The 26044-nt window shown below is 61.0% G+C and carries 26 protein-coding genes and 1 tRNA gene; 17 read left to right on the forward strand and 10 right to left on the reverse strand.

Annotation, left to right across the window (positions count from 1 at the left end):
* Window positions 1-66 precede the first annotated feature (66 nt).
* A complete protein-coding gene (locus M5G18_RS01040) occupies window positions 67-963 on the reverse strand; it encodes a glycine betaine ABC transporter substrate-binding protein (protein WP_273896849.1) in 897 nt (298 codons plus the stop codon).
* 206 nt (window positions 964-1169) lie between these two features.
* Between M5G18_RS01040 and M5G18_RS01045 the strand changes: the two genes are divergently transcribed.
* Window positions 1170-3206, forward strand: coding sequence for an NADH:flavin oxidoreductase (locus M5G18_RS01045; RefSeq protein WP_273896850.1), 2037 nt, complete (start codon window positions 1170-1172; stop codon window positions 3204-3206).
* Window positions 3207-3254: 48 nt separating this feature from the next.
* Here the strand turns inward: M5G18_RS01045 and M5G18_RS01050 are convergent, their stop codons facing one another.
* A complete protein-coding gene (locus M5G18_RS01050; protein WP_273896851.1) occupies window positions 3255-4031 on the reverse strand; it encodes a pyrroline-5-carboxylate reductase family protein in 777 nt (258 codons plus the stop codon).
* A complete protein-coding gene (locus tag M5G18_RS01055) occupies window positions 4021-4728 on the reverse strand; it encodes a TetR/AcrR family transcriptional regulator (protein WP_085604695.1) in 708 nt (235 codons plus the stop codon). Before M5G18_RS01055 ends, M5G18_RS01050 begins: the two co-directional genes overlap by 11 nt.
* A gap of 694 nt (window positions 4729-5422) precedes the next feature.
* Here M5G18_RS01055 and M5G18_RS01060 point away from each other — a divergent pair.
* The 9 genes from M5G18_RS01060 to M5G18_RS01100 all read left to right on the forward strand — a co-directional run bounded on the left by M5G18_RS01060 (window position 5423) and on the right by M5G18_RS01100 (window position 13206).
* Window positions 5423-5608 (forward strand): DUF1843 domain-containing protein, encoded by a 186-nt coding sequence (locus M5G18_RS01060; protein WP_041475227.1) that lies wholly within the window; start codon window positions 5423-5425, stop codon window positions 5606-5608.
* Between the two features lie 34 nt (window positions 5609-5642).
* Window positions 5643-6269 carry a DUF1842 domain-containing protein gene (locus M5G18_RS01065; RefSeq protein ID WP_273896852.1) on the forward strand — a complete coding sequence of 209 codons (627 nt, stop codon included), beginning with the start codon at window positions 5643-5645 and terminating at the stop codon, window positions 6267-6269.
* Between the two features lie 40 nt (window positions 6270-6309).
* Window positions 6310-6888 carry a DUF1842 domain-containing protein gene (locus M5G18_RS01070; RefSeq protein ID WP_273896853.1) on the forward strand — a complete coding sequence of 193 codons (579 nt, stop codon included), beginning with the start codon at window positions 6310-6312 and terminating at the stop codon, window positions 6886-6888.
* Between the two features lie 103 nt (window positions 6889-6991).
* Window positions 6992-8455, forward strand: coding sequence for a GDL motif peptide-associated radical SAM/SPASM maturase (locus tag M5G18_RS01075; protein ID WP_273896854.1), 1464 nt, complete (start codon window positions 6992-6994; stop codon window positions 8453-8455).
* A gap of 117 nt (window positions 8456-8572) precedes the next feature.
* Window positions 8573-9079, forward strand: coding sequence for a sigma-70 family RNA polymerase sigma factor (locus M5G18_RS01080; RefSeq protein WP_273896855.1), 507 nt, complete (start codon window positions 8573-8575; stop codon window positions 9077-9079).
* On the forward strand, window positions 9076-10077 hold the full coding sequence (locus tag M5G18_RS01085) for a FecR domain-containing protein (RefSeq protein WP_273896856.1): 1002 nt from the start codon (window positions 9076-9078) through the stop codon (window positions 10075-10077). Before M5G18_RS01080 ends, M5G18_RS01085 begins: the two co-directional genes overlap by 4 nt.
* 79 nt (window positions 10078-10156) lie before the next feature.
* Window positions 10157-12565, forward strand: a complete 2409-nt coding sequence (locus tag M5G18_RS01090; protein WP_273896857.1) for a TonB-dependent siderophore receptor — start codon at window positions 10157-10159, stop codon at window positions 12563-12565.
* Window positions 12566-12695: 130 nt separating this feature from the next.
* Window positions 12696-12902 carry a hypothetical protein gene (locus M5G18_RS01095; protein ID WP_007955480.1) on the forward strand — a complete coding sequence of 69 codons (207 nt, stop codon included), beginning with the start codon at window positions 12696-12698 and terminating at the stop codon, window positions 12900-12902.
* Window positions 12903-13131: 229 nt separating this feature from the next.
* Window positions 13132-13206: transfer RNA gene (locus tag M5G18_RS01100), tRNA-Gln, on the forward strand.
* A gap of 51 nt (window positions 13207-13257) precedes the next feature.
* Here the strand turns inward: M5G18_RS01100 and M5G18_RS01105 are convergent.
* The 3 genes from M5G18_RS01105 to M5G18_RS01115 all read right to left on the reverse strand — a co-directional run bounded on the left by M5G18_RS01105 (window position 13258) and on the right by M5G18_RS01115 (window position 14878).
* A complete protein-coding gene (locus tag M5G18_RS01105) occupies window positions 13258-13650 on the reverse strand; it encodes a DUF1801 domain-containing protein (protein ID WP_273896858.1) in 393 nt (130 codons plus the stop codon).
* A 152-nt stretch (window positions 13651-13802) separates the two neighbouring features.
* The gene (locus M5G18_RS01110; RefSeq protein ID WP_273896859.1) at window positions 13803-14144 is read right to left on the reverse strand and encodes a YajG family lipoprotein; all 342 of its coding nucleotides are present in this window, start codon (window positions 14142-14144) and stop codon (window positions 13803-13805) included.
* 86 nt (window positions 14145-14230) lie between these two features.
* Window positions 14231-14878 carry an ATPase gene (locus tag M5G18_RS01115; RefSeq protein WP_273896860.1) on the reverse strand — a complete coding sequence of 216 codons (648 nt, stop codon included), beginning with the start codon at window positions 14876-14878 and terminating at the stop codon, window positions 14231-14233.
* Window positions 14879-15041: 163 nt separating this feature from the next.
* Between M5G18_RS01115 and M5G18_RS01120 the strand changes: the two genes are divergently transcribed.
* The 6 genes from M5G18_RS01120 to M5G18_RS01145 all read left to right on the forward strand — a co-directional run bounded on the left by M5G18_RS01120 (window position 15042) and on the right by M5G18_RS01145 (window position 19618).
* Entirely contained in the window at window positions 15042-15287 is a 246-nt protein-coding gene (locus tag M5G18_RS01120) for a hypothetical protein (protein WP_085604716.1), read from the forward strand.
* A 51-nt stretch (window positions 15288-15338) separates the two neighbouring features.
* A complete protein-coding gene (gene ahr, locus M5G18_RS01125) occupies window positions 15339-16370 on the forward strand; it encodes an NADPH-dependent aldehyde reductase Ahr (protein ID WP_273896861.1) in 1032 nt (343 codons plus the stop codon).
* Window positions 16371-16522: 152 nt separating this feature from the next.
* Window positions 16523-17710, forward strand: coding sequence for an MFS transporter (locus M5G18_RS01130; protein ID WP_273896862.1), 1188 nt, complete (start codon window positions 16523-16525; stop codon window positions 17708-17710).
* A gap of 105 nt (window positions 17711-17815) precedes the next feature.
* Window positions 17816-18700 (forward strand): LysR family transcriptional regulator, encoded by an 885-nt coding sequence (locus M5G18_RS01135; protein WP_273896863.1) that lies wholly within the window; start codon window positions 17816-17818, stop codon window positions 18698-18700.
* A gap of 112 nt (window positions 18701-18812) precedes the next feature.
* Window positions 18813-18974: a hypothetical protein gene (locus tag M5G18_RS01140; RefSeq protein ID WP_007955494.1), complete on the forward strand. Its 162-nt coding sequence runs from the start codon at window positions 18813-18815 to the stop codon at window positions 18972-18974.
* Window positions 18975-19027: 53 nt separating this feature from the next.
* Window positions 19028-19618 carry a helix-turn-helix domain-containing protein gene (locus M5G18_RS01145; protein WP_162130482.1) on the forward strand — a complete coding sequence of 197 codons (591 nt, stop codon included), beginning with the start codon at window positions 19028-19030 and terminating at the stop codon, window positions 19616-19618.
* A gap of 63 nt (window positions 19619-19681) precedes the next feature.
* On the opposite strand, the gene M5G18_RS01150 is transcribed toward M5G18_RS01145, so the two are convergent.
* Window positions 19682-20191 carry a hypothetical protein gene (locus M5G18_RS01150; RefSeq protein WP_007955499.1) on the reverse strand — a complete coding sequence of 170 codons (510 nt, stop codon included), beginning with the start codon at window positions 20189-20191 and terminating at the stop codon, window positions 19682-19684.
* Between the two features lie 390 nt (window positions 20192-20581).
* Here M5G18_RS01150 and M5G18_RS01155 point away from each other — a divergent pair, with 390 nt between their 5' ends.
* Window positions 20582-21043 carry a DUF3574 domain-containing protein gene (locus tag M5G18_RS01155; RefSeq protein WP_273896864.1) on the forward strand — a complete coding sequence of 154 codons (462 nt, stop codon included), beginning with the start codon at window positions 20582-20584 and terminating at the stop codon, window positions 21041-21043.
* Between the two features lie 131 nt (window positions 21044-21174).
* On the opposite strand, the gene M5G18_RS01160 is transcribed toward M5G18_RS01155, so the two are convergent.
* From M5G18_RS01160 to M5G18_RS01170, 3 genes are all read right to left on the reverse strand, one after another.
* The gene (locus M5G18_RS01160) at window positions 21175-22557 is read right to left on the reverse strand and encodes an APC family permease (RefSeq protein WP_273896865.1); all 1383 of its coding nucleotides are present in this window, start codon (window positions 22555-22557) and stop codon (window positions 21175-21177) included.
* A 42-nt stretch (window positions 22558-22599) separates the two neighbouring features.
* A complete protein-coding gene (locus M5G18_RS01165) occupies window positions 22600-24987 on the reverse strand; it encodes a TonB-dependent receptor plug domain-containing protein (protein ID WP_273896866.1) in 2388 nt (795 codons plus the stop codon).
* A 388-nt stretch (window positions 24988-25375) separates the two neighbouring features.
* Complete coding sequence (locus tag M5G18_RS01170; protein WP_273896867.1) at window positions 25376-26041, reverse strand: sulfite oxidase-like oxidoreductase; 666 nt, start codon at window positions 26039-26041, stop codon at window positions 25376-25378.
* Between the last annotated feature and the right edge of the window lie 3 nt (window positions 26042-26044).

The raw sequence follows: 26044 nt of genomic DNA on the forward strand, positions 1-26044 counted from the left end.
GGATAACATCGAATCAACGCCTCGCCAGCCGGGGCCCGGCGCTTGCTGGAACCCCGGCACCGGTGATCAGGGTTGTCGATTGCTGGCGGTTTGCGTGCCCGATTCGAACATCGCCTCGAACCGCGATTTGTTGGCCGCGTAATAGGCCGCGACCGCCTGGTCCGATGAGGTCTGGCGTGCCTGCATCATCAAGCTTTCCAGATCCGCCTGCGGGATCGAGTAGTGTGCGAAAAAGTACGCCACCTGCGGGTATTCCTGACTGAACCCCTTGCGCGCCATCGCATGGATCTGTTCGGCGCCACCGAAAATCTGCTTCGGATCATCCAGGTAGCGCAACGACCATTTGGAGAACATCCAGTGCGGGCTCCAGGCATTGACCAGTGACCATTTGTCCCGTTTCAGGTTGCGATCCAGTTCATTGAGCATGCCGCTTTCCGAAGACGCCACCAGTTTGTAGCCATCAAGCCTGTATTCCTCGATCGCCTTGACCGTGAGCTTGTACTGGCCGTTGCCCACCTCCGAGGTGAGGATCTTGCCTTCGAGTTTCTCCTTAACTTGCGGCTTGTTCAGATCCTCGACACTGGCCACTTCACTGATCGGCACCGAGGTCGGGACGGCCATGCCGATCCGCCCTTCGTACAGCACGCCGAGGTCTTCGAGGCGATCCTTGTATTTGTCGTAGAACGCCTTGTGGGTACTCGGCAGCCAGACCATAGGGATCAGGTCGATGTTGCCGTTGGCCAGGGCCTGGAACTGAATGCCGATATCGGCCATCACCAGTTTCACCGGTTGTTTGAGGTGATCCTGGAGCGCGGCGCTGGCGAGTTTGACGGTGATTTCGGTGTCCGACCAGTTGACCCAGCCTATGCGCACGGGAGCAGGTTCGGCGGCCTGGGCCTGTGCAGCGAGCGTGGCCAGAATCAGGGCGAAAAGCGTATTTCGATAAGGCGAATGAGCGTTCATCAAGCGTCTTCCTGGGGAGGTGGGATCGGCAGGTATGTCTCAATCTGGACGGCCTTGCGGTTGAGGCGTCTGGCGCAATCCTATGCTTGGGCGAAGCACCGCGCAAGCAAAATGTACACCTGTGTCATAGATGATTGACACGCCTGTACAGTTGACCTAATTTCAAGTCGCCGAGCCTGATGAAGCCCACCCCGGAGCGCACCACCATGTCCAGCGATCCCCTGTTGCAGCCTTACAAAATCAAGAACCTGACGCTCAGAAACCGGATCATGACCACCGCTCACGAACCGGCCTACCCGGTTGACGGCATGCCCAAGGATTTGTATCGCGCCTACCACGTCGAACGCGCCAAAGCCGGTGTCGCGCTGACCATGACGGCCGGTTCCGCCGCCGTTTCCAGAGACAGCCCGCCGGTGTTCAACAACGTCCTTGCCTACCAGGATGAGGTGGTGAAGTGGCTGAAGGACCTGACCGACGAATGCCACGAGCATGGCGCGGCGGTGATGATCCAGTTGACGCATCTGGGTCGCCGCACCCGCTGGGACAAGGCCGACTGGTTGCCGGTGGTTTCGCCGTCGCACCATCGCGAAGCGGCGCACCGCTCCTTCCCGAAGAAAATGGAAGACTGGGATATCCAGCGCATCATCAAGGACTATGTGGACGCTGCCGAGCGGATGCACGCCGCCGGCATGGACGGTCTGGAGCTGCAAGCCTACGGGCATCTGATGGACCAGTTCTGGTCACCGTTGACCAACGAACTCGACGGGCCGTACGGCGGCTCGCTGGAAAACCGCATGCGCTTCACCTTCGACATTCTGCGCGGGATCCGTCAGCGGGTCGGCGAGGACTTCCTGCTGGGCGTGCGCTACACCGGCGATGAAGGCTTGCCCGGTGGCTTCGATGCCAGCGAAGGCTTGCAGATTTCCCACCTGCTGAAAGACAGCGGGCTGGTGGATTTTCTGAATGTCGTACGCGGCCACATCGACACCGATGCGGGTCTGACCGATGTCATTCCGATCCAGGGCATGCGCAATTCGCCGCATCTGGATTTCGCCGGTGAAATCCGTGCGGCCACCGGATTCCCGACCTTCCATGCGGCCAAAATCCCTGACGTCGCCACCGCTCGCCATGCCATCGCCTCAGGCAAGGTCGATATGGTCGGCATGACCCGGGCGCACATGACCGATCCGCATATCGTGCGCAAGATCATCGAAAAACGTGAGGAAGATATCCGTCCCTGCGTCGGCGCCAACTATTGTCTGGACCGGATCTACCAGGGCGGCGCCGCTTACTGCATCCACAACCCGGCGACCGGCCGGGAAACCACCATTCCCCACGACATTCCCAAGGCAGCACGCAAACGCAAAGTGCTGGTGATCGGCACCGGTCCTGCGGGGCTCGAGGCCGCGCGGGTAGCGGGCGAACGCGGTCATGACGTTACCGTGCTGGAAGCGGCGGATCGCCCCGGCGGGCAGATCCGTCTGACCGCCCTCAGCGAACGTCGGCGGGAGATGATCAGCATCATCGACTGGCGCATGGCGCAGTGCGAACGTCTGGGCGTGAAGTTTCATTTCAACACCTGGGCCGAAACCGACACGGTGCTGCAGCATGAACCGGATGTGGTGATTGTCGCCACCGGCGGCCTGCCCCACACGGACGTACTGAGTGCCGGCAACGACCTGGTGGTTTCGACCTGGGACATCATTGCCGGTGACATCAAACCAGGCCGGCATGTCCTGATCTATGACGATGCTGGCGACCACGCTGCGCTACAGGCTGCCGAGGTCATCGCCGCCAGCGGTGCGAGTGTCGAAATCGTCACCCCCGACCGCAGTTTTGCTCCGGAAGTCATGGCGATGAATCTGGTGCCCTACATGCGCAGCCTGCAGGATCTGGATGTCACCTTTACCGTCACCTATCGCGTCGATTCGGTCGAGCGCCGCGACGGGCGACTGGTGGCAACGCTCGGCAGTGATTACTGCACGGTGCACAAGCAGCGGGTGGTGGATCAGGTGGTGGTCAATCACGGCACGATTCCGCTGGATGACCTGTATTTCGACCTGCGCGCGCATTCGAGCAACGGCGGTGCGGTGGAACAACACAACCTGATTGCCGGCAAGACTCAGGACATCGTCACCGACCCGCAGGGACGTTTTCAGCTGTTCAGGATTGGTGACGCCGTGGCCGCACGCAACACCCACGCGGCCATTTACGATGCGTTACGGCTGATGAAAGACCTCTGAGCGTGGCCTTCCCTTCTGTGTCGGGAGGGAAGTCGCTGAATCTGCCAATTACAGGCCGCGCCGGGCAACCTGGGCGCCGGCCTGTACGGCCCGCCCCACGATGTCTTCGAGGTTCTGCCCGGTCATCGACTGCAACGCAGCCGCCGTGACCCCGCGATAAGCCATCAAGGCATCCAGCAGAGCTTTCGGCTCCCGCGTCGCCAGCAGTTGACCGCCGCCCACCACCACCGCCCGTGCCGCGCGCTGCGCAATCCTTGCGGGAATGCCGGCCGCTTCGGCCTGACTGGCGAGCGCAGCGCATAGCAGCGCCGGAAACGCCGGCCCGGTGCCGGACAACGCGCTCAGATAATCGATGCAGTCTTCATCGGGCACCTCGTCCGCGGTGCCCACGCACTCGAACAATCGCTGCAGCCAGTCGCGCTCCTCATCGGTCAAGGAGCCGGCCACGAACCACGGCGTATAGGATTGGCGGATCTCCACCGCCGCGTTCGGCATGGCCCGCACCACCACTCGCGCGCCTGTCGCGGCACTGAGAGTGGACGCTGAAATGCCGGCCATCAGCGATACCAGCGTTTTGCCCCGGGCATCGATCTGCAACGCCCGAAACTGCTCGGGCCGGACCGAGAGCACGACGATATCGCTGCTGTCGACCAGCGACTGGTTGTCACTCAACACGCGCACTCCCGGCGCAACATCAGCACTGCCCGAGCGGTTCGAGATCAGCAGATCACTCGGCCTGATGAATTCCAGATCCAGCAACGATTCGGCAATTGCCTTTCCCAGCCAGCCCGTGCCGCCGATGATCCCCAGCGTTTTATTGGTCATCGGGCAGCGCCTCTTCGAAGGTTTCCACCAGTGGAACAAACACCCCCGGCTCCGTCTCGGCATAACCGAACTGACCGAAAAACCGGTCCAGCTCGCGCCGCTTGGGTGACTTTCCGGTGAACACGGTGACGTACTGCGGGATTCGCCGGAACCGCACGATCACGTCTTCGGTGGTTTTCATCGAGATGTAGCCGATCTGCGTGAGATAGATCGTCCGGGCGCGGGCATCAGCCGCCCCCGGCTCGTAACCGAAACGCCGAAACATCGCGGCCAGCGCATTGATCCGCGCATCGTCGGCGAGCGCGATTTGTCCGGCGACTTCATCCGATTGCAACGCCCAGCTGCGCACGGCGAATTCAAACTGCGAATCGAACAACGCGGGGTTCAGCCAGCATTCGAAAACATTGAGGATCGCCTCGGACACGCTTTCGGCATAACGCTCGCACTGCCCCACCAGACCACCGGTGTTCTTGTCCCGCCAGCGGGCCAGCAGCGCCGCGAGCAGTTGCTCTCGATCTTCGTAGAACCAGTAGAAGCTGGTGCGCGACAGGTTCAGGCGCTTGGCCAGCGGCATCACCCTGACCGCATCGACTCCGGATTCCTTCAAAGCCTCATACGCGGCGTCCAGCCAGACGTCCACAGAACCGCGCCATCCCGAATCCTGAGCCTTGTTTTTTGTCCGTCCTGCCTGCGTCATTGCAATGCACCTGTCTTCGAGACTTTGACCAGACTTTACACGGGGCGTACACGCAATGTACATCGGCGTACATTTTTGATTTTCGAACGCTCCTCAGCGCCCATGGCGATCTCGATTCAATCGCTTAAAAACGCTGCCGAAAGGTCGGTTGTGCGTGCGCCAAAATCCCTGCATTGGACAGACATGACCGTTCGGCGCTTTTTCTGGCAGCCCTGCACAAACGGGTCTAGGGTTGCGTGGCTGGCAAAATGCTGGCCACTTGGCAAACGTCGCTCGACGAGCGCCATCAGCGGCACTGGAAGAAAAATCAGGGATGGTTTTTGTGCTTGCGCGGGTATTGCACTCTTGAAGAGTGAACGACCTATCCCTGTGTTTCGTTGCTTTCTATCAAGGACAGAAAGATGACCAACGTACAGGCGAGTTTCCCCCGTTTGCCCCAGCGGCAACCCCCTTCATTGACGCCCGAGGCCAGGCCCGACGGTTTTGGCTGACGACGCTTGCGCGTGAGCCGGCGCTGCGGCGTCGCTCCTGCGCGAACCCTGTTTGCGGATTGATCAGATCCCGACGGATCAGGCTGTCACGTCGCCGAGAATCCCGGTTGCCGGAATTCTGGCCGATGTCGTTCGCCTGCCTGTCAGGAAAGGCGCCCCTTCTGCGCAAGGGGTCGAGCGGCACACACAAGGAAGGCCTCGATATGACCGGTTCAAACCACAACATCCCGCCCTATGGCGTCGCCATCCAGAGCGCGATCACCGGCGGCGATTTGCAGCAGATGAAGACTTTGTTGAAGCAGCGCGATTCAACGAAGCCGGAAGCGAAGGAGCTACAAACCGCGTACGAAAAACTGGCCAAAGAAGTTTCTCGACTGGAAAAACCCTAAGGCCATTTCCCACACTGCAATGGAGGCAATCAACATGTCAGCTACTCAGCAAAATGTCGGCTTGTTCCCGGTGAGCTACCGGATCGGTACGGGTCAGCCGGGGGCGCAGAGTCTTGCGCTGAACCTGCTGGTGTCCACGCCACAGCAGCATGTCACCGGCAACGCCGCGGTGACTCAGGCAACCAATCCGCCGCTCGACATCGACTCGGACGTCTGGGGCGAATACACCTACATGACGGTGATGAAGCCCGGTGTCAGCAAGATCCTGATCACCGCCCAGGGCAACCACGGTGGCCCCGGCTCCAATTCCATCATCAACTTCAAGATCCATCTGGTGGTCGGCACCGACTGGCGCGAAGGCGTGGCCAACTATGAGTACTTCGACGGCCAGCGCTGGCACGAAATCAACAACGTGCCGGCGCATCTGGTGGAGGTGCCTTCGAACGTCCTTCAGCCGTTCAATCCCGGCCCCGTGATCGAGCCGTACAAACCGGTCCTGCCGCTTTATGCCGCGCCGATTCAGGGCGCTATCGCCAGCGGTGATCTGGCCCAGATGAAGAGCCTGTCCGCACAGGCCAGACAGCAGCTGGAGCAACTGCCGCTGCTACGCAAAGCAGTGGACGACGCCAACAAAGAAATCAGCCGCGTACAAAGTCGCTGATCGGCAATTGGAACCATAACTTTCACAAGGGAGCAGCATCATGTCGATCGGACTTTTTCACACCCGCCTCATCGCCAGTAACTCACTGCTGGGCGCACCGGTTCTGACCCTCGATATCGTGGTCGATACCGTCCGCAAAAAAGTCAGCGGAACCGCGAGCGTGTTTCAAAGCACCTGGCCACCGGTGAATTTCCATGCCCGGGTCTGGGGCGATTATTCCGAGGCCAGGCTGACGCCATCCACCGAGAATTACATCATTCTCACCCTCGGCGGTAATCCGAGCGGTCCGTTGAGCCAAATCGCCCAGACGTTCAGCCTCAAGGGCATTCTGAACGACTGGACCAGTGGCTTTGTCGATTACCGCTACAACGAAAGCGGCCAGTGGCAGGACGTGCGGCACGTTGCGGTGCATCAGGCGCCGAGTGTTGAACCACTGCCGCCCGAGCATCATGTCCAGCCGCTGTATGCGGTGGCCGTGCAAACAGCTCAGGCCAGCGGTGATCTGGCGCAGTTGAAAGTCGCCGTGCAGCAAGGCGAACAACAGCTGGCCCACGAGGACGCCTTGCGCAGTGCCCTTGCGCAGCTGAATGCGGAAATCGCGCGACTGGAAGCGCGCTAAGCGATACGGCCCGGGCGCGGTCATGGGTGACCGCGCCCGGTCTTCCAGCCACTCGAGGTCAGTCCAATCGTGCCGCGCACAGGCCCGTGCGCAAGGATCTCCCATGACAGACAACCGCCCTGCCCGCTACCTCAGCGACACCGATCTCAAACGCTACGTGCCGGTGCACGTGGTCTGGGAAATCACCCTCGCCTGCGACCTCAAGTGTCTGCATTGCGGCTCCCGCGCGGGGCATCGACGTCCCGATGAACTCAACACCCGCGAATGCCTCGACGTGATCGATTCCCTCGCCGCCCTCGGCACCCGCGAGATCACCCTGATCGGCGGCGAAGCCTATTTGCGCAAGGACTGGACGCAATTGATCCGCGCCATCCACGACCATGGCATGTACTGCGCGATCCAGACTGGCGGACGCAATCTGACGCCGGCGAAGATGCAGGCGGCGGTCGATGCCGGGCTCAACGGGGTCGGCATTTCCCTGGACGGACTCGCGCCGCTGCACGACAAGGTGCGCAACGTGCCCGGCTCGTTCGACAAGGCCGTCGACACCCTGCGCCGGGCCAAGGCGTCGGGGCTGGCGGTGAGCGTCAACACCCAGATCGGTGCGGCCACGTTGCCCGACTTGCCGGAGCTGATGGACACCATCATCGAACTCGGCGCCACCCATTGGCAGATCCAGATCACGGTGGCCATGGGCAACGCCGTCGACCATCCGGAACTGTTGCTCCAGCCTTATAAGCTGCTGGAAGTGATGCCGCTGCTCGCCCGGTTGTATCGCGAAGGACTGGATCGCGGCCTGCTGATGAACGTCGGCAACAACATCGGTTATTACGGCCCTTACGAGCATCTGTGGCGCGGCTTCGGCGACGAGCGCGTGCACTGGAGCGGCTGCGCGGCCGGCCAGACCGTGCTGGCGCTGGAAGCAGACGGCACGGTGAAAGGTTGCCCGTCACTGGCGACCGTCGGTTTTTCCGGCGGCAACGTACGCAACATGAGCCTGCACGACATCTGGCATTACAGCGAAGGCATGCACTTCGGCCGCCTGCGCTCGGTCGATGACCTGTGGGGCTACTGCCGAAGCTGCTATTACAACGACGTCTGCCGAGGCGGTTGCACCTGGACGTCGCACTCGCTGCTGGGCAAACCCGGCAACAATCCTTACTGCCATTACCGAACCCTGGAACTGCAAAAACAGGGTCTGCGCGAGCGCATCGTCAAAGTCGAAGACGCCGCCCAACGCTCGTTTGCCGTCGGACGTTTTGACCTGATCACCGAACGCATCGACACCGGCGAAAAAGTCAGCAGCGTCAGCGACAGCGGCCAAGTGATCAAACTGGCCTGGATCAATCAGGGCCAGTCTTCCCCCGAGGAAGGACGTCTGCCAACGCAACTGGCCCTGTGCCGCGACTGCCTGCAATACATCCAGCCGCACGAATCGATCTGCCCGCACTGCCACGCCGACGTCGCCGCCGCCGAGGCCCGGCACCTGACCGACCGGGCGCGGCAGCAGGCGATCATGAAGACGCTGACCGGTTTGCTGGCGGGAGTGCCGACTTCGTTGAGCTGAGACACCTGGCTCCGGTCATGCGGAGCCAGAGACGGTGCCCGAATTCACGTCCTTGTAGAGGTGGAAGCGCTCGCATATGATATTCGATCTCATTTGCATGGCATGCGTGGCAGCTCAATGGCATCGGTCGATACGAATCCGCTCACCGTTCTTTACGAACAGCAGCACCGCTGGTTGCGCAACTGGCTGTATCGGCAGTTGAGCTGTTCACAGCGTGCCGCCGACCTGATGCAGGACACCTTCATGCGCCTGCTGGTCAGCAATGAAGCACTGGAAATCCGCCAGCCCCGGCCGTTCCTGGCGAAAGTGGCGCGCAGCGTGTTGTCCAACCATTTTCGTCGCGTGCGCCTGGAGAAGGCTTATCTGGAGGCGTTGCAGTGCGAGGCTGAGGAAACCCTGCCGGACCTGGCCACTCAACTGATTCTTTTCGAGACGCTGGTGCGACTGGACGAAGCGCTGTCCGCCCTTGATATCGCGGTGAAAAGAGCCTTTCTCTGGTCGCAGCTGGACGGTCTGAGCCATGCCGAGATCGCCGATCGACTGGGCATCTCGATCGCCACGGTCAAGCGCCACATCATCAAGGCCGGCGCGTGCTGCATGCTGGTGGCGCAGGCCCACTCATGAGCACCGTGCCTGCCCCCTCGCTTCAGGAACCCTCCCTGTCCCTGCAGTTGTGCGAAGAAGCAATGGAATGGTGGCTGGACCTGCACGACGCCAACGCCGATGCCTCTGCACATACGGCGCTTACTGTGTGGCGCAATCAGGACCCGCTGCATGAAGTGGCCTGGCAAAGAGCCGTGGTATTGGGCGGACAGCTCGAAGCCCTGCGCCGTCAAGGTCAACCACGCCTCGCCCGGCAAGCCTTGCTGCTGCCGGCCAGCAACGGGCTGAGCCGGCGCGGAGCAATCAAGGGGCTGGCCCTGTTGCTGGCCAGCGGCGCCAGTGCCTGGGCAGCCCGCGACAGTGGGCTGGTATCGCGTGTCGGCGCCGACTTCGCCACGGGGGTCAATGAACGACAGCAGCAGGTATTGAGCCGCGATCTGTCGTTGCAACTCAACACCCGCAGTGCGCTCGACGCCCGCCTGACTGACCAGCAATGGCAGCTCGACTTGCTTGAGGGCGAAGCCCTGATCGACAGCACATTCAAGACCACGGCGCTGACCCTGCAAACCGCCCAGCTGCAAGCCCGGGCTTCCAATGCACGCTTCACGGTGCGCCGGCTCGACAATGACTCGACGCTGCTGGCGGTCTATCGCGGAACACTTCAAGTTACGCCGCGAACCAGCGGCACCGTCACGGTTCTGCAGTCCGGAAACCTCGCGCGGTTCAGTGCTCGCGCCCTTCTGGATCAAGGCGTCTTGAACGCCTCCGCGGCCGCCTGGACCGAAGGCATGATCGTCGCCGACGGGCAGCCGCTCGGCATTTTTCTCGATGAACTGGCCCGCTATCGCCGTGGGCATCTGGGTTGTGACCCGGCCCTGGCCAATTTGCGCGTTTGGGGCACTTATCCGCTGGCCGACAGTGACCGGGTCATCGACGCCGTCGCCCAGACGCTCAAGCTCGATGTGCAGCGTTTCACCCGGCTATGGGTCAATCTGCGTCCGCCCCCGAACACGGTCTGACATTTTTTTGCGCCGCGATGAGCCGTTTTGATTTCTGGCGAGACTCATAAGCCATCAATCAATCTTCGGGAAGTCGTCCATGCATCGCCGCCGTCTCTCTTCACACCTCGCGCCCTCACCGCTGAGTTCACTGGCTTGTGCCTGTGCCCTGTCCGCCGCTTGCGCATGGCCGTCCTGGGCGGTTGCCGAGAACAACCTGCGTCACTACGAGATCGCTCCGGCTTCGCTGGGCACTGCCCTCAACCAGTTCGGGCAACAGGCCCATTTGCTGTTGTCGTTTCCCGAGGCTCTGGTCGTTGGTCAGCGCAGCCTGGGCCTGAACGGCGATTACACGGTTGAAGGCGGCTTGCAGACGTTGCTCGAAGGCAGTCAGTTGATGGCCGTGCGTCAGCCTGACGGGCGCTACACACTGCAACCGGCACCCGCGTCGTCCAGCCTGGAATTGCAGAGCATTTCCATCTCCGGCAAGGCGCCGGGCTCGACCACGGAAGGCACCGGGCTCTACACCACGTACTCGTCCAGCAGCTCGACACGCCTGAACCTCACACCCAAGGAAACTCCGCAGTCGCTGACCGTCATGACGCGCCAGCGCCTGGACGACCAGCGCCTGACCAACCTCAGCGACACCCTCGACGCCACGCCAGGCATCATCGTGTTGCGTGACGGCCTGGGCGCAGAATCCGATGGTTATTTCTCTCGCGGCTTCGAGATCCAGAACTTCGAAATCGACGGCGTGCCGACCGTCAAGCGCATGGACAATTACACCCAGAGCATGGCGATGTACGACCGCGTGGAAGTGGTGCGCGGCGCCACCGGCCTGATCAGCGGACTGGGGAGTCCCTCGGCGACCATCAACCTGATCCGCAAGCGGCCGACCGCCGAAGCCCAGGCCAGCGTCACCGCCGAGGCCGGCAACTGGGATCGCTACGGCACCGGTTTTGATGTCTCAGGCCCGTTGACCGAAACCGGCAACATTCGCGGCCGGCTGGTGGCTGATTTCAAGACCGAGCAATCCTGGGTCGACCGCTACAAACAGGACTCGCAACTGATTTACGGCATCACCGAGTTCGACCTGAGCGAAGACACCCTGCTGACCATGGGCTTCAGCTATCAACGTACCGACGTCGATTCGCCGATGCGCTCCGGTCTGCCGACCCGCTTCACCGACGGCTCGCGTACCAACCTCAAGCGCTCGCTGAACTCGGCGCAGACCTGGTCCTACAACGATCACGAGCAGACCAGTTTCTTCACCTCGATCGAACAGCAGTTCGCCAACGGCTGGAGCGGCAAGGTCGAACTCACCCACTCCGAGAACAAGTTCGACGAGGTCTTCAACTACGTCAACGGTGGCCTCAACCCGGACGGCAGTGGCACCACGCAGTTGCCAGTGCGTTTCTCCGGCACGCCGCGTCAGAACAACATCGACGCCTACCTCACCGGGCCTTTCGACCTGCTGGGCCGCGAGCATGAATTGATCGCCGGTGTGACGCTGTCCAGCTACTACGAAAACGTACCGAATTACGGTGGCTGGAAGTATGACTACTCCGGCTCCCCGGCCGGCGCCATCGACAACCTGCTGAACTGGAACGGCGACTCGCTCAAACCGGAGTTCAATGCCACCGGCAAGTCCACCACTGAAGAAACCCAGTACGCCGCCTACCTCGCATCGCGCCTGCACGTCACCGATGATTTGAGCGTGCTGCTCGGCAGCCGGGTGGTCGACTGGCATCGCGACATCGAAGACAAGCCCTACGGCGCGGCGCACACCAAGACCAAGGAATCGGAAACCGGCGTCTACATCCCGTATGCGGGCGTGGTCTATGACCTCGACGACACCTGGTCGCTGTACGCCAGCTACACCAAGATCTTTAACCCGCAGTCATCGTGGGTGCGCGACATCAACAACAAACCCCTGGACCCGATGGAAGGCACCGGTTACGAAGTCGGCGTGAAAGGCAGCCACTTCGACGGCAAGCTCAATTCCAGCTTCGCCCTGTTCAAGATCGAGCAGGACAACCTGGCGATCTGGATCGACACCCCGGGCGGCAACACCTACAAGTCCGAACAAGGCACCACCACCAAGGGCGCCGAATTCACCCTCGATGGCGAACTCGCCGACGGCTGGCAAGCGTCCGCCGGCTATGCCTACGCGGTCAGCACCGATGCCGATGACCAGCGCATCGTCACCACGCTGCCCCGTCACAGCCTGAAAACCTTCACCAGCTATCGCCTGCCCGGTATTCTGGACAAGGTCACGATTGGCGGTGGTGTGAACTGGCAGAGCAAGACCGGTGCCGACCTGCACACCTTCCAGCAGGGCAGCTACGCCATCACCAACCTGCTGGCCCGTTACGACATCAGCAAAAACCTCAGTGCATCGGTCAACCTGAACAACGTGTTCGACCGCGAGTACCTGAGCTACGCCGGCGACCACGGCATGTACGGCGCACCGCGCAACATCATGACCGGGTTCAAATACACCTTCTGAGGCCGGATCCACGTGGCAAGGGCCGGGTTCATCGACCCGGCTCTGCAAGCACCCGCCCGGTTGCCGCTAAAAATCTCGAACTCGCGCCAAAGCGCTGCATCCAACGTTTAAGCCAACGGAGGTCAGCGCCATGAACAACGACAGCAAAGCCCCACCCACCGATACGTCCGGCAAACCGGTCAATGTGGTGAAACGCGATCTTGAGGACCCGGACGACGACACCCGCGGCGTGGATGAGGTCATCACGCCCTCGTCGACCCGCACCAAGGAGCAGGACGCTGAAGAGTTGCAACGCAAGGTCGACGAAATCGAACGCAAGGTTGCAGACGGAAACTGATCGGTTCGTCGAGGCAGGTCTTTGCCAGGTTTTCGGGCTACAGCGGTCGCGCCGGCTTTCATGGTGATCGCTGAAAAGCCCGAAAAACCTGACCGGCGATGCCGTCCGGGAAATAAGTAGCTGTTTTCCCTGAAATTTATTGGCTTCAGGGGTTCACAGAACGCAAGAGCGCTGGTAAAGTGCCGCCCACTGTTGCAGAGGTCCTCCCGGGACTGAAACCAATAGCTACAGGGGCGTCGCCAAGCGGTAAGGCAGCAGGTTTTGATCCTGCCATGCGTTGGTTCGAATCCAGCCGCCCCTGCCATTTTCTTCCTCGTTTCATCCTCCTCCGCTTCACTTCTGCCTCAACGGCAAATCATTTCTTTGTATTCAATGTAATCGCCGAACGCACCAGCGCTTTCAGAGCCTTGGCATCGATCTTGTCGTCTTCGTGAACATCAATCGCCCGCCGGGTGTTGCCTTCAAGGCTGGCATTGAACAGTCCTGACGGATCCTCCAGCGCCGCGCCTTTGGCAAAAGTCATTTTCACCACGGCTTTGTAGGTTTCCCCGGTGCAGATGATGCCGTTGTGTGACCAGACCGGAACGCCCCGCCACTTCCACTCCTCGACGACCTCCGGATCCGCCTCATGAATGATCGCGCGGATCTCGGCCAGCGTCTGGCCGCGCCAGTCGTTCAGTTCCTTGATTCTTGCGTCGATCAACGCAGAGGGATTCTCGGTCGCCGCGCCGCTGCTGTCCTTCTTCATATCCTTTTCTCCCGAAAACCTTTTCCGCTATCCAGCGTAGCGCCGACTGCGCCAAACGCCGGGCAAAAAAAGCCCCGCAAGGTGCGGGGCAAAGGAATTGGTTGGTTGCGGCCAACCAAAGGAGCATCGTCAAAAGCGTTAACCGTCAGGCGTTACAGGCACTCCTGGGCAGCCCGTTCAAAACTCGACGGCATGAAACTCGAAGCCAGCAAGTGGCGCTCATATAAAAAGACCTTGCCACCGTCCTGTGCCTTGTAGGCTTCCAGGACGTTGTCCGCCGCCACCTTGCTCGGCACCACGATCCGGTAGCTGCGCTGGGTCTGCGACACGGTCGGGTTCAGCGCGCTGCCCTGCAGTTTCGGCACCACGCATTCGGCGTACTGGGCGGGCGTCTTGTGCGTCTGCAGGGTCAGCGTCGGGTTGTTCGGCGCAGAGGCGCAAGCGGTCAGCAGTAAAGTGGCAGAAACCATGGCAGGGATAAAAAAGGCACGCATGGATAAAATCCTGAAAATAAAAGGTTCGGTTCTTCGGCAACGTTCAGTGTCACGGGCACTGCCGTTGCCGTTTTTGATTAGGGTGTTCAGCCTGCACTCACCAGGGCTTTGAGCGAGTCGTCGAACTGCTTCAAGGCACTCAGTTGCAGGTCGCGCTGCTGTTCGATCCCGGCGGCGATTTCGGGCGCTGCCTTGTTGTGTACCCACACCGACGGCAGTTGCTTCTCCACCGCGCCTTCGGCCTTGCCGATGTATTGCAGGTTGGCGTCGTAGAAGCGTGCGGCGAACCGCGCTTCGACCTGACTGTTGCGTTGGGTCAGCAGCCGGTTGTGGGTGTCGAGCATCACCACCACGTCCGGATGGGCCTGCACCAGTGCATCGAGGCTGTCGTAGACGGTCACCGAGAGAAACTGCTGTTGCAGCGAACTCATCAGCCAGTCGATGGCCAGCTCCGGATCGGAGCTGTCGACGAAGGCGTCACGGATCCGCGCATCGAGCGCATCCTTGGCACCGTTCACCGCCACATCGTGGTAACGCTCGAGGTATTGCAGGTTGTCCAGGGTGTTTTCGCTGTACAGCACACCGACGGTTTGCGAGTGCTGCAGAGCGGCGCTGCTACTGACGACGGGCAGAAAATGGCACGACCTGGCGTCGTCTGCGTAAACCGGGGCTACGGTGGCGGCCACCCCGCCCATCAGCAGGGCGACTACAGCCAGTCGGGTCAAAGTCTTCATCGCGCAATTCCTTCAGCGGCGTGTTCGATGGAGGCGATTTTCCGCCCATCGGCGCCAAAGCAGAACTTGCGTTTCTTGATGGTCACTATTACTTGAACCAATAGTTGCGCGGCGTGCAGACTGCTGCACACTCAATCACAACGAAAACAGATGAGGATTACCGGTGCGAACCTTTGATCTGATCCGCGATGCCGTCCTGCCCGAATTCCGCGACCGGGTGGCCGAATACCTGGTCGAATACGAAACCGTGCTGGGCCAGTCAGCGGACAATTCGGAGTCGGTGCGGGCCGCGGCCAATCAGTTGCGCGGTTATCTGCGCGGCCTCAATACCACGCGAGTGCTGGGCATGGCGGACTGGGAAGAACTCGACCGGCGCGTGCTGAACACCTGGCTAGCGCCCGCTCGATGACACGCTAGACTCTTCAGGCTGCGCCCGCAGCGCCAGACCTGGAGGTGTCCCATGAGCAATAACACCGAACCTACGACATTCACCGGCTGGGCCGCCACTTCGGCCGGCGCGCCGCTGGAGCGCTTCAGTTACGTCCCCGGCCCGCTGGGCGATGAGGAAGTCGAAGTCGCCGTGGAATATTGCGGCGTCTGTCACTCCGACCAGTCGCTGATCGACAACGACTGGGGCATCAGCCAATACCCGTTCATTCCCGGTCACGAAGTGGTCGGCCGCATCGTGCGCACAGGCCCACAGGTACGCGGTCTGGAAGTCGGCCAGCGCGTGGGGATCGGCTGGTACAAGGGCAGCTGCATGCATTGCTCGTCCTGCATCGGTGGCTCCCATCACCTTTGTGCCACCGCCAAACCGACGATCATCGGCAGCCATGGCGGATTCGCCGATCGACTGCGCACTCACTGGGCGTGGGCGCTGAAACTCCCGGACAATCTCGACCCGGCTCTCGCCGGCCCGCTGTTCTGTGCCGGCTCCACGGTCTTCAATCCGCTGGTGGAATTCGACATCAAGCCGACCGACCGGGTCGGCGTGGTGGGCATCGGCGGCCTCGGACACCTAGCGCTGCGGTTTCTCAATGCCTGGGGTTGCGATGTCACGGCGTTCACCTCTTCGTTGAGCAAACAGGAAGAAGCCAAACGCCTCGGCGCCCACAAGGTCGTCGCCTCCACCGACAGCGAAGCGCTGAAAGCGATTGCCGGCACCCTGGACTTTCTACTGATCACCGCCAACGCCAACCTCGACTGGACGGCCATGCTCGCCACCCTGCGCGGCAAGGGCCGGCTGCACTTCGTCGGCATAGTGCCCGACGCGATTCCGGTGCACGTGTTCAACCTCATCCCTCAACAGAAATCCCTGTCAGCCTCGCCGGTCGGCTCGCCCGCCACGGCGGCGACCATGCTGGAGTTCTGCGCGCGGCATCAGATCCTGCCGCAGGTGGAGGAATTTCCGATGAGCAAGGTCAATGATGCTGTCGATCATCTGCGCAGCGGCAAGGCGCGGTACCGGATTGTGTTGAACGCCAGCAAATGAACCCGAAGGCGCGTGAGTCAAAAACTCACGCGCCTTTTTTTGTCTCACTGAAGACATATCAATATTTTTATACCTGCACGCCAAAAACAGAATTTCTTTTATAGATTCGCAACCCCTAGCCTCTCGCCATCTTCCACTTGCGAGAGGCTCCCATGCCATTTGTCATTTACATCTTCACCCTCAGCGCCTTCGCCCTCGGGCTCGCTGAATTCGTCCCGATCGGCCTGACCGAGGTCATGGCGCAAAGTCTCGGCGTCAATGTCGAGGCCACCGGCGCGACCATCACTGCCTATGCCTTGGGCGCTACCGTTGCCGCGCCGATCTTCAGCGCGCTGACCGCCAGTTGGTCACGCAAGAATGTGATGCTGGCGACGGCGCTGGTGTTCAGCGCCGGCAGTCTGGCGGCGGCGTTTTCCAGCACTCTGACGCTGATGCTCATCGCCCGTTTTATCGCCGGTATGGGCCACGGCTTGTTCCTCGCTGTGGCGTCGAGCACCGCTGCTCGATTGGCAGGTCCCGGCCGGGCGGGCAGCGCCGTTGCCGTGGTGTTCGGTGGATTTACGCTGGCGATGGCCGTCGGCGTGCCGATCAGCACCTATCTGGGCGGCGTGATGTCGTGGCGTCTGGTGTTGGCCGCCATTGCGGTGTTCGGTGCGATCGGCTTCTTCGGCTTGCTGTTCGGCATGCGTGATCCATTGCCGACCTCCGCCGACAGCGGTTCGGCCCTCGACAGTCTCAAGGCATTGTTGAATCGCAAGCTGCTGGCCGGCGCGCTGGTCACGGTGCTCGGTTACGCCGGCTCGTTTGTGGCCTACACCTACATCGCCCCGGTGCTGACCGATGTCACCGGCACCACCGCCGCCACCGTCGGCGTGTTCATGTTGCTGTACGGCGTGATGGCTGCCATCGGCAACGTGCTCGGCGGCAAACTCACCGACGCCTGGGGCGTCGACCGCGCCAGTGCCACGCTGATTGCCGGCATCGCGCTGGTCACCGCGGGCATGTGGGCGTTCTCCGGTTCGTCCATGTTGATGGGTGTGCTGGTGGCGTTGCTCGGAATGTTCAGCTTCGCGGCCGTGCCGGCCTTGCAGGCGAGACTGATCGGGATTGCCGAACAGCATGCGCCTCACGCCCACGGCGTCGCCGCCGGCCTGAACATTGCCGGGTTCAACTCCGGGATTGCCCTCGGTTCGGTGGCCGGTGGCGTGACCATCAGCCAGATTGGCCTGAGCTACGTCGGCCTCACCGGCGCCGTGGTTTCGGCACTGGGTCTGCTGCTGATTCTCGGGCAGATGTCCGCGAGCTCCGCGCCGCGTTATCGCCCGGCCGATAACGCCTGACGAGCCTTGCTTCGGGAAACGCTGCAACGGCGTTTTCCCGAGGCGAGCACGCCTGCCGCTCGCCATGGTAAAAACCAGATTCAGCCCCCCGGACGTCGCCAACCCATGAGCCACCTCACTCACCTGCGAACCTTCCTCGAAGCCTACCGCGCCAGGTCGTTTTCCAAAGCCGCCGAGCATCTGGGCATCACCCAGCCGGCGGCTTCAATGCATGTCCAGGCTGTGGAGGCGCTGGTGGGCAAACCGCTGTTCCATCGACTGCCGCGAGGCGTTGAACCGACTGAAGCCGCCGATGAGCTGGCCCGCTCGGTCGCGCCTTACCTGGATGGTCTGGAAAACAAGATCGCTTCGCTGCGCCCCGGCCTGCTCAAAGGCGGCACGATTCATCTGGTCGGTCCTTCGGACTTCATTCACTCGCAAGTCGCCGCCCGCCTCGCACCGTTGATGGAAGAAGGATTCCTGCTGCGTTTTCACACCGGCACGAAAAAGCGCATCTACGAGATGCTCGAATCAAAACAGATCGATTTCGCGATCACTGCTTCCCTGCCCGACGAACAGACCCATGGTTTCGCCCATCTGCTGACCGAACGCATGCTGCTGGTCTACGCGCCGAGCCTGCTGGATCGCTTGGGCCAGCACCCGACTCAGGAGCAACTGACCCAAGTCCCGCTGATAGCCTTCGACGAAGACCTCGCCCTGGTACGCCCGCTGTGGTCGTCGATGTTCCAGATCGCCCCGCAACTGCAAGCGGCGCTGACCATTCCGGATCTGCGGATCATCAAAGACCTCGCCATCGGAGGCCACGGCTGGACGGTTCTGCCGGATTATCAGTGCGCCGATGCGATTGCCGATGGCCGCCTGATTTCCCCGACCGTGCCCGGTGAAGCGCCGGTCAACGTGCTGTATCTGGTATGGCCCAAGAGCGCGTTGCAGAGTCCGAGCCGGGTGTATGTGCGGGATTTTCTGTTGAATGCATTCGCCCCGATGTGACAAACCAGCAAATAACCAGAAGGAATTAATAAATAAACAATCAGTATTTATCGTTATAAAAATCTCGGCGTACTCTCACCTCATCCCGTCATTGAACACAGTGAAGTGCGCCATGAAACCGACTGACAACCTGATCGACTTCGCCGTCTACCGCAAACGCCGCCACGCCCAGCAACAGGCCCGGCTGATGTGGGAAATGTATGCGCGCAATGCCGGTTATCAGGCTTACCAGTGGGTGCAGGCCGCTCGTTCCAGCGAGACGCGTCAAGCGTGAACGCGCGTGAACCCTCGCGCTTTCTGGCGAGCGCCGATGAACCTGTGCTGGACCTGAACAACCTCGACTCCCTGGAAGAAGATCCGATCTGTGAACGCGTCGCGCAGAACCTGCAACGTCTGCGCGGCAAGCGGCATCTGTCGCTCGATGCCCTCGCCCGCCAGTGCGGCGTGAGCCGGGCGATGCTGGCGCAGATCGAATCCGGGCGCAGCGTGCCGTCGATCAAGGTGCTGTGCAAAATCGCCAAGGGTTTGAAGGTGTCGGTGGCCGCGTTTCTCGAACATCGCGCGTTTGAAGGCGTGGCCGTGTTGTCGGCGAGCCAGAGCAAGCGGCTGGTCAGCGCCAGTGGTGCCTTTGTCAGCCGTGCGTTGTTTCCCTTTGATGTAGCGCGCCAGTCGGAATTCTATGAGTTGCGCCTGAGCCCGCTGGGCGAGGATCAATCCGAGGGCCACGGCCCGGGCGTGCAGGAAAACCTGGTGGTAGCCCAGGGCGTGCTGGAGATCAGCGTCAACGACGAGCGCTATCTGCTGTCGACGGGCGATTCGATCCTGTTCTACGCCGACCAGCCCCATCGCTATCGCAACCCTGCCGACAGTGAAGCGGTGGCGTACCTGGTGGTGACCTACCCCGAACGCCTGGACTGACGAACAGACAACAAAAAGCCCGACCGGGAATTTCCCGGTCGGGCTTTTTCATGCCTGAAAGACTTAGCAGGTGCAGCACATCATCGGCATACCGTTGCAGCTCATCATCATCGGCATGCTGCAGTCGTTCATCATTTTCATCATCAGGGCGCAGCAGTTTTTCATCATGTCCATGTTCATGCCCGGCATCGGCATGATTTTGCACATCATGCAGTCGGCCATCATGGTGCATTCCATCACGCACTTCATCGATGGCATCGGCATGCCCATCATCGGCATTGGCATCATCATGTTCATCATCGGCATGGCCATGGCCGCCGGGGACATGCACATCATGCTCATGTTGCCGCAATGCATCATCATCGGCATGCCGCAGTCCATCATCATCTGCATCATTTCAGCGCTGTTCTTGAACATGGCCATGTCCATGCCAGCGGCCGGCATCATCTTGCACATCATGCCGTCGTCCATCATGTCGCAGCTCATGGTCGCCATCATCATCGGCATGCCCGTCATCGGCATCATCGGCATGTTGGCGTTCATCGGCATTTGCATCTGCATGGCGTTCATCATGGTGTAGCTCCCTGAGGATTAAGAACTGGATGAGAAGTTGATGGAGCGGATTCTAAGGATTGGGAAATACGCAACAAGCTGTCCATCGAGCAGCAAAAACTGCTGTTCAAACGCTTCAAGTGCAGCGTTCCGTGCGACTTGAACCGTTGCAGCAGCAGAGTAGACGCCATGACAGATCCGGCAAATGCGGGAGCAGGTTTTTGAATGTCATGGATATGCGATCCAACACCAAGCAAATAACTTAAAGAAATAATCGTTCTAACCAGCGGGCATTATTTTCAATGTATTTGCTTATTCCATTAGTTCAGCGACGATCCACTTTTTAATCTTTTATTGCTATTAACCGTCCCCTTTATAATTCGGGACCGTTCTTAACAATAAGGAAGTTCCATGCCGCAACGTTTACTACTGGCTGCTCTGTTCCTGGCGGTCGCCGGGTGTGCCAGCCCTCCTCCGGTTTCCGTGCATACCAAGGATCCCGCCAGTTCAACCCTGCAGGGCGATGCCACACGACCGGCGCAGGCGCAGTGGGTGCGGACCGAGTTGTATTTCTCGGTGGGGCCGCTGGAAGGCAAGGAAGGTGTGGTGAGCCCGGCGCGCTGGCGCGAGTTTCTCGATCAGGAAGTGACGACGCGGTTCCCGGACGGGTTCAGCGTGTTCGATGCGTATGGGCAGTGGAAGGACCACGACGCGAAAGTGCCCGAGCGGCTGGCGACCAAGGTGATTGTGATCCTGCACGAAAGCGGGCCGAAACGTGAGAGTGACATCGAGGCGATTCGCTTGGCTTATAAGCGGATTACGGGGGATTTGTCGGTGCTTCGTTTGTCTCAGCCGGCCGCAGTGTCCTTTTGATCGCCTGCCCTCACCCTAGCCCTCTCCCGGAGGGAGAGGGAACTGACCGCGGGATGCTTCAGAACTACGCCGACCTGAACCTGCCCTTCTGAATCCATAATCGACTCAGTGTTTCAGATCGATGGATAGCGTCAGACACCTCGGTCGGCCCCCTCTCCCTTTGGGAGAGGGCTGGGGTGAGGGCCCGGCGTCAGTCGCCCCACCACCGCCAAAAGCACAGCCCCCACCAGCAACACCCCAATCCCCAGAAAAGCGCCGAAACCAACCACCGTCACGCTGGAATCAAGCATGTAAACGCACAACCCAAAAAACAGCAGCGGCAACAGCGGATAAAGCGGCACCTTCACCGGCCGTGCCACCTCGGGGAAACGCCTGCGCAGGATAATCAACGCCACGCTGCTCAAGCTCAAAAACAACCAATACACCGGCGTCAGATACTCAACCATAGTGTTGAAGCCACTCTGGGTAAAACTGCCAAACAACACCAACACCAACGCCACCGCCCCCTCCGCCAACAACGCCTTGCGCGGCACGCCATCGCGCTCATCCCACTCACCGAAGCGACGCAATTGCGGCACATCGCGGGCGGCGGCGTAGGTGGTGCGGGCGCCGACCAGCAAGGTCGAGTTGATGGTGGCGATGGCCGCGATACCAACCATCAGCAGGATCAGCAATACGCCCGGGGCACCGAAGGCTCGGTTCAACAATTCCACCGCCGGCGCGTTGCTCGCGGCCAGGCCTTCGAATCCCAACCCTTGGACGAACGCCCAGTTCAACGCCAGATAGATCGTCATCAGCACCGTCAGTGCGCCGAGCATGGCGATGAAGATCCCGCGTCGACCATCGCGCACTTCGGCGGACAATGTCGCCGCATCGCTCCAGCCGCCGAAGGCCAGAAACACAAAGATCATCGCCGCAGAAAACCCTGCCGCGCCAGTGTGTTCGGGCACGACCGGATCGCTGGGCAGCGTCGGTTCGATCCCTTGCCACGCCAACCAGACCCCGGCGCTGGCAATGCTCAGGAACCCGAGAGCAAGCAACCCCACCAGCACCGTCTGAGTAATGAAACCAATGTGCTTGCCCGTCAGATTCAGCAGCACCAAAGCGGCAATGATCGCACCGGCAAACACTCCCGATCCGTAATGCCCCAACGGCACGACCGCATTGAAGTAGTCGGCAAACATGAACGCCGACAACGCGATCCACCCGGTGTGCATCACCGAGAATCGCGACCAGGCAAACAGGAAACCCATGCGCTCGCCATAAGCGGTGCGCAGGAAATGATAGTCACCGCCCGGATGCGGAAACGCGGTGGCCATCTCGGCAAAGCACAAGGCCCCGGCCATCGACGCCAGTCCGCCGAGCACCCAGACCCAATAGAAATGTTCCGGCCCGACGTTCAAGGCAACGGTCGGCGCGGTTTTGAGAATGTCGGTGGTGATGACCATGCCCAGCGTGATCAGCAACGCCTGAAACACCGGCAGGTGCCGCTTGGGGCCATTGGTTTGAGTCATGAAGGTTTCCGCTGATGATCCGCCGTCCATGGCGGAAAAGACTCAGAAGCCGTAAGTGGCGGTGGCGTAGTAATAAGCGCCGTTGGTGCCGATCGGCGAGAGCACGTCGTACGGCAGGTTACCGCCGTAGTTGATGGCCGAGCCGGAGCGTTCCGGGTAGTTGTCGGTCAGGTTGTTGCCTCCCAGGGCGATGCTGAATTTCGGGGTGAATTTGTAGGCCACCTCGGCGTCCAGCTGCCACACCGCGCCATAGGTTTGCTCAGGCTGCGAGTCGCCGAAATCGAACACCCGGGTGGTTTCGCCCTGACGGGTCAGACGCCCGAGCAAGCCCCAGTGTTCGCTGGTCCAGTTGGCGGAAAACACGAAGCGATCCTTGGGCGCGGCGTCGGTCAGGGTGTTGCGTTCCTCGACGCCGACCAGCGCGTCATTGCCGATCCCTAAGGCAGTCAGCTGCGACGGCGTGCCCTTGGTGCTGGTGACCTTGGTGTGGTTGTAGGTGTACGCGGTGGTCAGGCCCAGTTGCCCGTCGTAGAACGGCTGATGGTAGTTGAGCACCAGTTCGGCGCCGTCGGTGCTGGTGTCGGCGGCGTTGGTGAAGAAGTTGACGTCATGCACGCCCGCCACGCCGAAGTTGTCGTTGATGTAGCTTTCCAGCGCGTCGCTGCCGATTCGCTGCGACAGGGTGATGCGGTCTTTGACGTCGATGCGGAACACGTCGAGCGACGCATCGAAGCGTTCGTTCAACTGGAACGTCAGGCCGAGGCTGAAGTTCTTCGAGGTTTCCGGATCGAGTTTTTCCGCGCCCAGGGCACGGGCAATCGGGTCGTTGACCGACAGCACGCGGATGTCGGTGAGCGTGCCGCCGTCGCCGAAGTTGCTGGTGGTGTTCTGGAAGCCACTCTGGGCCAGCGATGGCGCGCGGAAGTTGTTCGACACCGCACCGCGCAACGCCCATTGATCGGTCAGCTTGTAGCGACCGCTGAGCTTGCCGGTGAGTTTGCTGCCGGCGTCGTCGTAATGTTCCCAGCGCGTGGCGGCGTCGACGAAGAAACGGTCGGTGAGATCACCGGACAATTCGGCGTAGGTGCCGAACACATTGCGATCCAGATCCGACTCTTCACTCGGGCGCAGACCGTTGGCGCCGTCGGCCCCGGAACCGATGTAGGAAGCCTCGTCTCCGGCAAAGGTCAGGTAGTTTTCGTAGCGATATTCACCGCCCACCGCCAGCACGAACGAGCGGCCGCCGAGGCGCAATTCGCGGCTGAAATCCAGGTTGGTGGTGGTCTGGCGCAACTCATAATCGCCGGTGTCGAAGCGGGTCGGCGAGTCTGCGCCGAGGCTGACGTTGAGGGTGCGACGGGTCGCCGATTCGAAGCGGTTGCGACCGTGGGTGACGCTGCTGTCGAAATCCCAGTCGTCGTCGATCAGGCCTTTGTAGCCGGCGGTGGCGGAGATGTCGGTGTTGTCGCCCAGCGATTGCGGCAGGTAGCCGTTGGGGTAAAACTGCGGCTGCTCGGACGGGTAGCGATAGAACTCGGCGCCGGTGGTGTGGCGTTCGTTGTAGGTGCCGAAGCTGTAGGCCTTGCCGCCGGCCAACGGCAATTCGCCGTTGAACCAGGCGTTGACGTCCCGCGCCACCCCGTCGCCCATAACGTAATTGCGCTGGCCCGGGGTGTCGGCGAAACCGTCGTAGCCGGCGCGGTTGGTCGGGTTGCGATCCTTGTACTCGGTACCGCCGCGAATGAACCCGCCCTCCTCGCCCAGCCGCGTGCCGATCTTGGCGGTGGTCACGCTGTTCTGGCCGTCGGTGGTGGTTTTGCCGATGGCGTCCTGGTGGGTGTGGTAGGCACCGTAGCTGGTGGAGACTTCGCCGCCTTCGGGGGCGTCGTCGAGGATGATGTTGATGACCCCGGCAATCGCGTCGGAGCCGTACTGCGCACCGGCGCCGTCACGCAGCACTTCGATGCGTTTGATCGCGCTGATCGGGATCGAGTTGAAGTCCACCGGCGCCGTACCTCGACCGATTTTCGACGAGTCATTGACCACTGCCGACGTGTGGCGACGCTTACCGTTGACCAGCACCAGCACCTGATCCGGGCTCATGCCGCGCAATTGTGCGGCGCGCACGTGGTCGGCGCCGCCGGAGTTGGACTGGCGCGGAAAACTGAACGACGGCAACAGCGTCTGCAACGCCTGGCCCAGCTCGCCGCCACTGGCGCCGGCGGTCTTCAGGTCCTCGGCGGTCAGCACATCCACCGGCACCGGCGAATCCAGCACCGTGCGTGCGGTGCCCCGGGTGCCGGTGACCAGCACGGTACCCAGCCGTGTGTCATCGTCGACGCGCGCGGAAGTCTCTTCGGCTTGCGCAGGAAGTTGCCAGATTGCACTGACAACAGCGATGGCGAGTAATGAACGCGAACGGTGAATCATGCGACAGCTCCTTGAATCGCAGTTAATAACCGGCCACTGCCGAATCATGAAGTGTCGGCAATCGGTGCACGGCAATTTCTGCTGTAGTTTTGATATTCAGAAAGGCAGCCAAGTGTGTTGAACAACTATCGGCTGTTAGAGCGCAAGAACCCCAAAGTTAGTAGAACCCCCTGATTACCGATGCTAGACGAGCGGTCGTCTGCCGCAAAAGAACCAATAACGCTTAGGTTATGCTCGACGAACGGAGTGTTGCCTGAGCAACACTTGTGTTGACCAAACAACATGAACAGCCAACTAACCAACAACTAATCACGCACAAAAACGCACTCCACGTTGTTGTAGAGAGCGCTATTAATCTGAGTTTTTTTCGGCGCGAAGTTAGATGCCGTCAGTCGAAGTCCTTTTCCCGCCAGGCATCTTCGGCAATGTCCAGCGCATCGCCGCTGAAACGCTGCTCAATGAACGGATCGGCGTGCAAGTGAAAGCCGTTGCGCTCCCAGAAGCCCGGTTGTTCCTGATCGGTGAACTCGAGCCCGCGCAGCCATTTCGCGCTCTTCCAGAAGTACCGCCCCGCCACCACCAGACGCAGTGGCCAGCCATGTTGCGCGGTCAGCGGCTGACCGTCGTAATGGGTGGCCAGCAGACTGTCCGGGTGCAGCAGGTCATCGAGATGCAGGTTGGTCTGGTAAGCGTGATCGGCGTGGGCCATGACGAAGGTCGACGTTGGCCGGATGTCCAGGGCCTGCAACAGGTCTTGCAGGTGCACGCCGCTCCAGCGGGTGTCGAACTTCGACCAGCGTGTCACGCAATGAATGTCGCATTGCAACTGGCGTTGCGGCAGCGCTTGCAGATCGGCGTAGGTCAGCTCGACCGGGTTGGCCAAGGTGCCGAACAGGCGCAGCGACCACGTCGCCAGGTCATAGGCCGGCACCTCCCCTTCGTGCAGGATCGGGAAGCGCTCCGTCAGCACCTGCCCCGGCGGCAGCCGTTCGCCCAGCCCCACATCCGCTTTCGGCGAACGGCTCTTGCGCAGGCGCGCAGCCTTGTCGTGCATGTC

Source organism: Pseudomonas aphyarum, from assembly GCF_028657055.1.
Lineage (GTDB): Bacteria > Pseudomonadota > Gammaproteobacteria > Pseudomonadales > Pseudomonadaceae > Aquipseudomonas > Aquipseudomonas aphyarum.

What these genes read in the sequence shown, in the direction of transcription:
- M5G18_RS01155 (WP_273896864.1), top strand. Translation starts at nt 20,582, where the DNA reads ATGCCGCAACGTTTACTACTGGCTGCTCTGTTCCTGGCGGTCGCCGGG.
- M5G18_RS01050 (WP_273896851.1), bottom strand. Translation starts at nt 4,031, where the DNA reads ATGACCAATAAAACGCTGGGGATCATCGGCGGCACGGGCTGGCTGGGA.
- M5G18_RS01060 (WP_041475227.1), top strand. Translation starts at nt 5,423, where the DNA reads ATGACCGGTTCAAACCACAACATCCCGCCCTATGGCGTCGCCATCCAG.
- ahr (WP_273896861.1), top strand. Translation starts at nt 15,339, where the DNA reads ATGAGCAATAACACCGAACCTACGACATTCACCGGCTGGGCCGCCACT.
- M5G18_RS01150 (WP_007955499.1), bottom strand. Translation starts at nt 20,191, where the DNA reads ATGATGAACGCCATGCAGATGCAAATGCCGATGAACGCCAACATGCCG.
- M5G18_RS01075 (WP_273896854.1), top strand. Translation starts at nt 6,992, where the DNA reads ATGACAGACAACCGCCCTGCCCGCTACCTCAGCGACACCGATCTCAAA.
- M5G18_RS01055 (WP_085604695.1), bottom strand. Translation starts at nt 4,728, where the DNA reads ATGACGCAGGCAGGACGGACAAAAAACAAGGCTCAGGATTCGGGATGG.
- M5G18_RS01110 (WP_273896859.1), bottom strand. Translation starts at nt 14,144, where the DNA reads ATGCGTGCCTTTTTTATCCCTGCCATGGTTTCTGCCACTTTACTGCTG.
- M5G18_RS01105 (WP_273896858.1), bottom strand. Translation starts at nt 13,650, where the DNA reads ATGAAGAAGGACAGCAGCGGCGCGGCGACCGAGAATCCCTCTGCGTTG.
- M5G18_RS01065 (WP_273896852.1), top strand. Translation starts at nt 5,643, where the DNA reads ATGTCAGCTACTCAGCAAAATGTCGGCTTGTTCCCGGTGAGCTACCGG.
- M5G18_RS01095 (WP_007955480.1), top strand. Translation starts at nt 12,696, where the DNA reads ATGAACAACGACAGCAAAGCCCCACCCACCGATACGTCCGGCAAACCG.
- M5G18_RS01090 (WP_273896857.1), top strand. Translation starts at nt 10,157, where the DNA reads ATGCATCGCCGCCGTCTCTCTTCACACCTCGCGCCCTCACCGCTGAGT.
- M5G18_RS01170 (WP_273896867.1), bottom strand. Translation starts at nt 26,041, where the DNA reads ATGCACGACAAGGCTGCGCGCCTGCGCAAGAGCCGTTCGCCGAAAGCG.
- M5G18_RS01080 (WP_273896855.1), top strand. Translation starts at nt 8,573, where the DNA reads ATGGCATCGGTCGATACGAATCCGCTCACCGTTCTTTACGAACAGCAG.
- M5G18_RS01045 (WP_273896850.1), top strand. Translation starts at nt 1,170, where the DNA reads ATGTCCAGCGATCCCCTGTTGCAGCCTTACAAAATCAAGAACCTGACG.
- M5G18_RS01085 (WP_273896856.1), top strand. Translation starts at nt 9,076, where the DNA reads ATGAGCACCGTGCCTGCCCCCTCGCTTCAGGAACCCTCCCTGTCCCTG.
- M5G18_RS01165 (WP_273896866.1), bottom strand. Translation starts at nt 24,987, where the DNA reads ATGATTCACCGTTCGCGTTCATTACTCGCCATCGCTGTTGTCAGTGCA.
- M5G18_RS01115 (WP_273896860.1), bottom strand. Translation starts at nt 14,878, where the DNA reads ATGAAGACTTTGACCCGACTGGCTGTAGTCGCCCTGCTGATGGGCGGG.
- M5G18_RS01160 (WP_273896865.1), bottom strand. Translation starts at nt 22,557, where the DNA reads ATGACTCAAACCAATGGCCCCAAGCGGCACCTGCCGGTGTTTCAGGCG.
- M5G18_RS01140 (WP_007955494.1), top strand. Translation starts at nt 18,813, where the DNA reads ATGAAACCGACTGACAACCTGATCGACTTCGCCGTCTACCGCAAACGC.
- M5G18_RS01070 (WP_273896853.1), top strand. Translation starts at nt 6,310, where the DNA reads ATGTCGATCGGACTTTTTCACACCCGCCTCATCGCCAGTAACTCACTG.
- M5G18_RS01040 (WP_273896849.1), bottom strand. Translation starts at nt 963, where the DNA reads ATGAACGCTCATTCGCCTTATCGAAATACGCTTTTCGCCCTGATTCTG.
- M5G18_RS01135 (WP_273896863.1), top strand. Translation starts at nt 17,816, where the DNA reads ATGAGCCACCTCACTCACCTGCGAACCTTCCTCGAAGCCTACCGCGCC.
- M5G18_RS01130 (WP_273896862.1), top strand. Translation starts at nt 16,523, where the DNA reads ATGCCATTTGTCATTTACATCTTCACCCTCAGCGCCTTCGCCCTCGGG.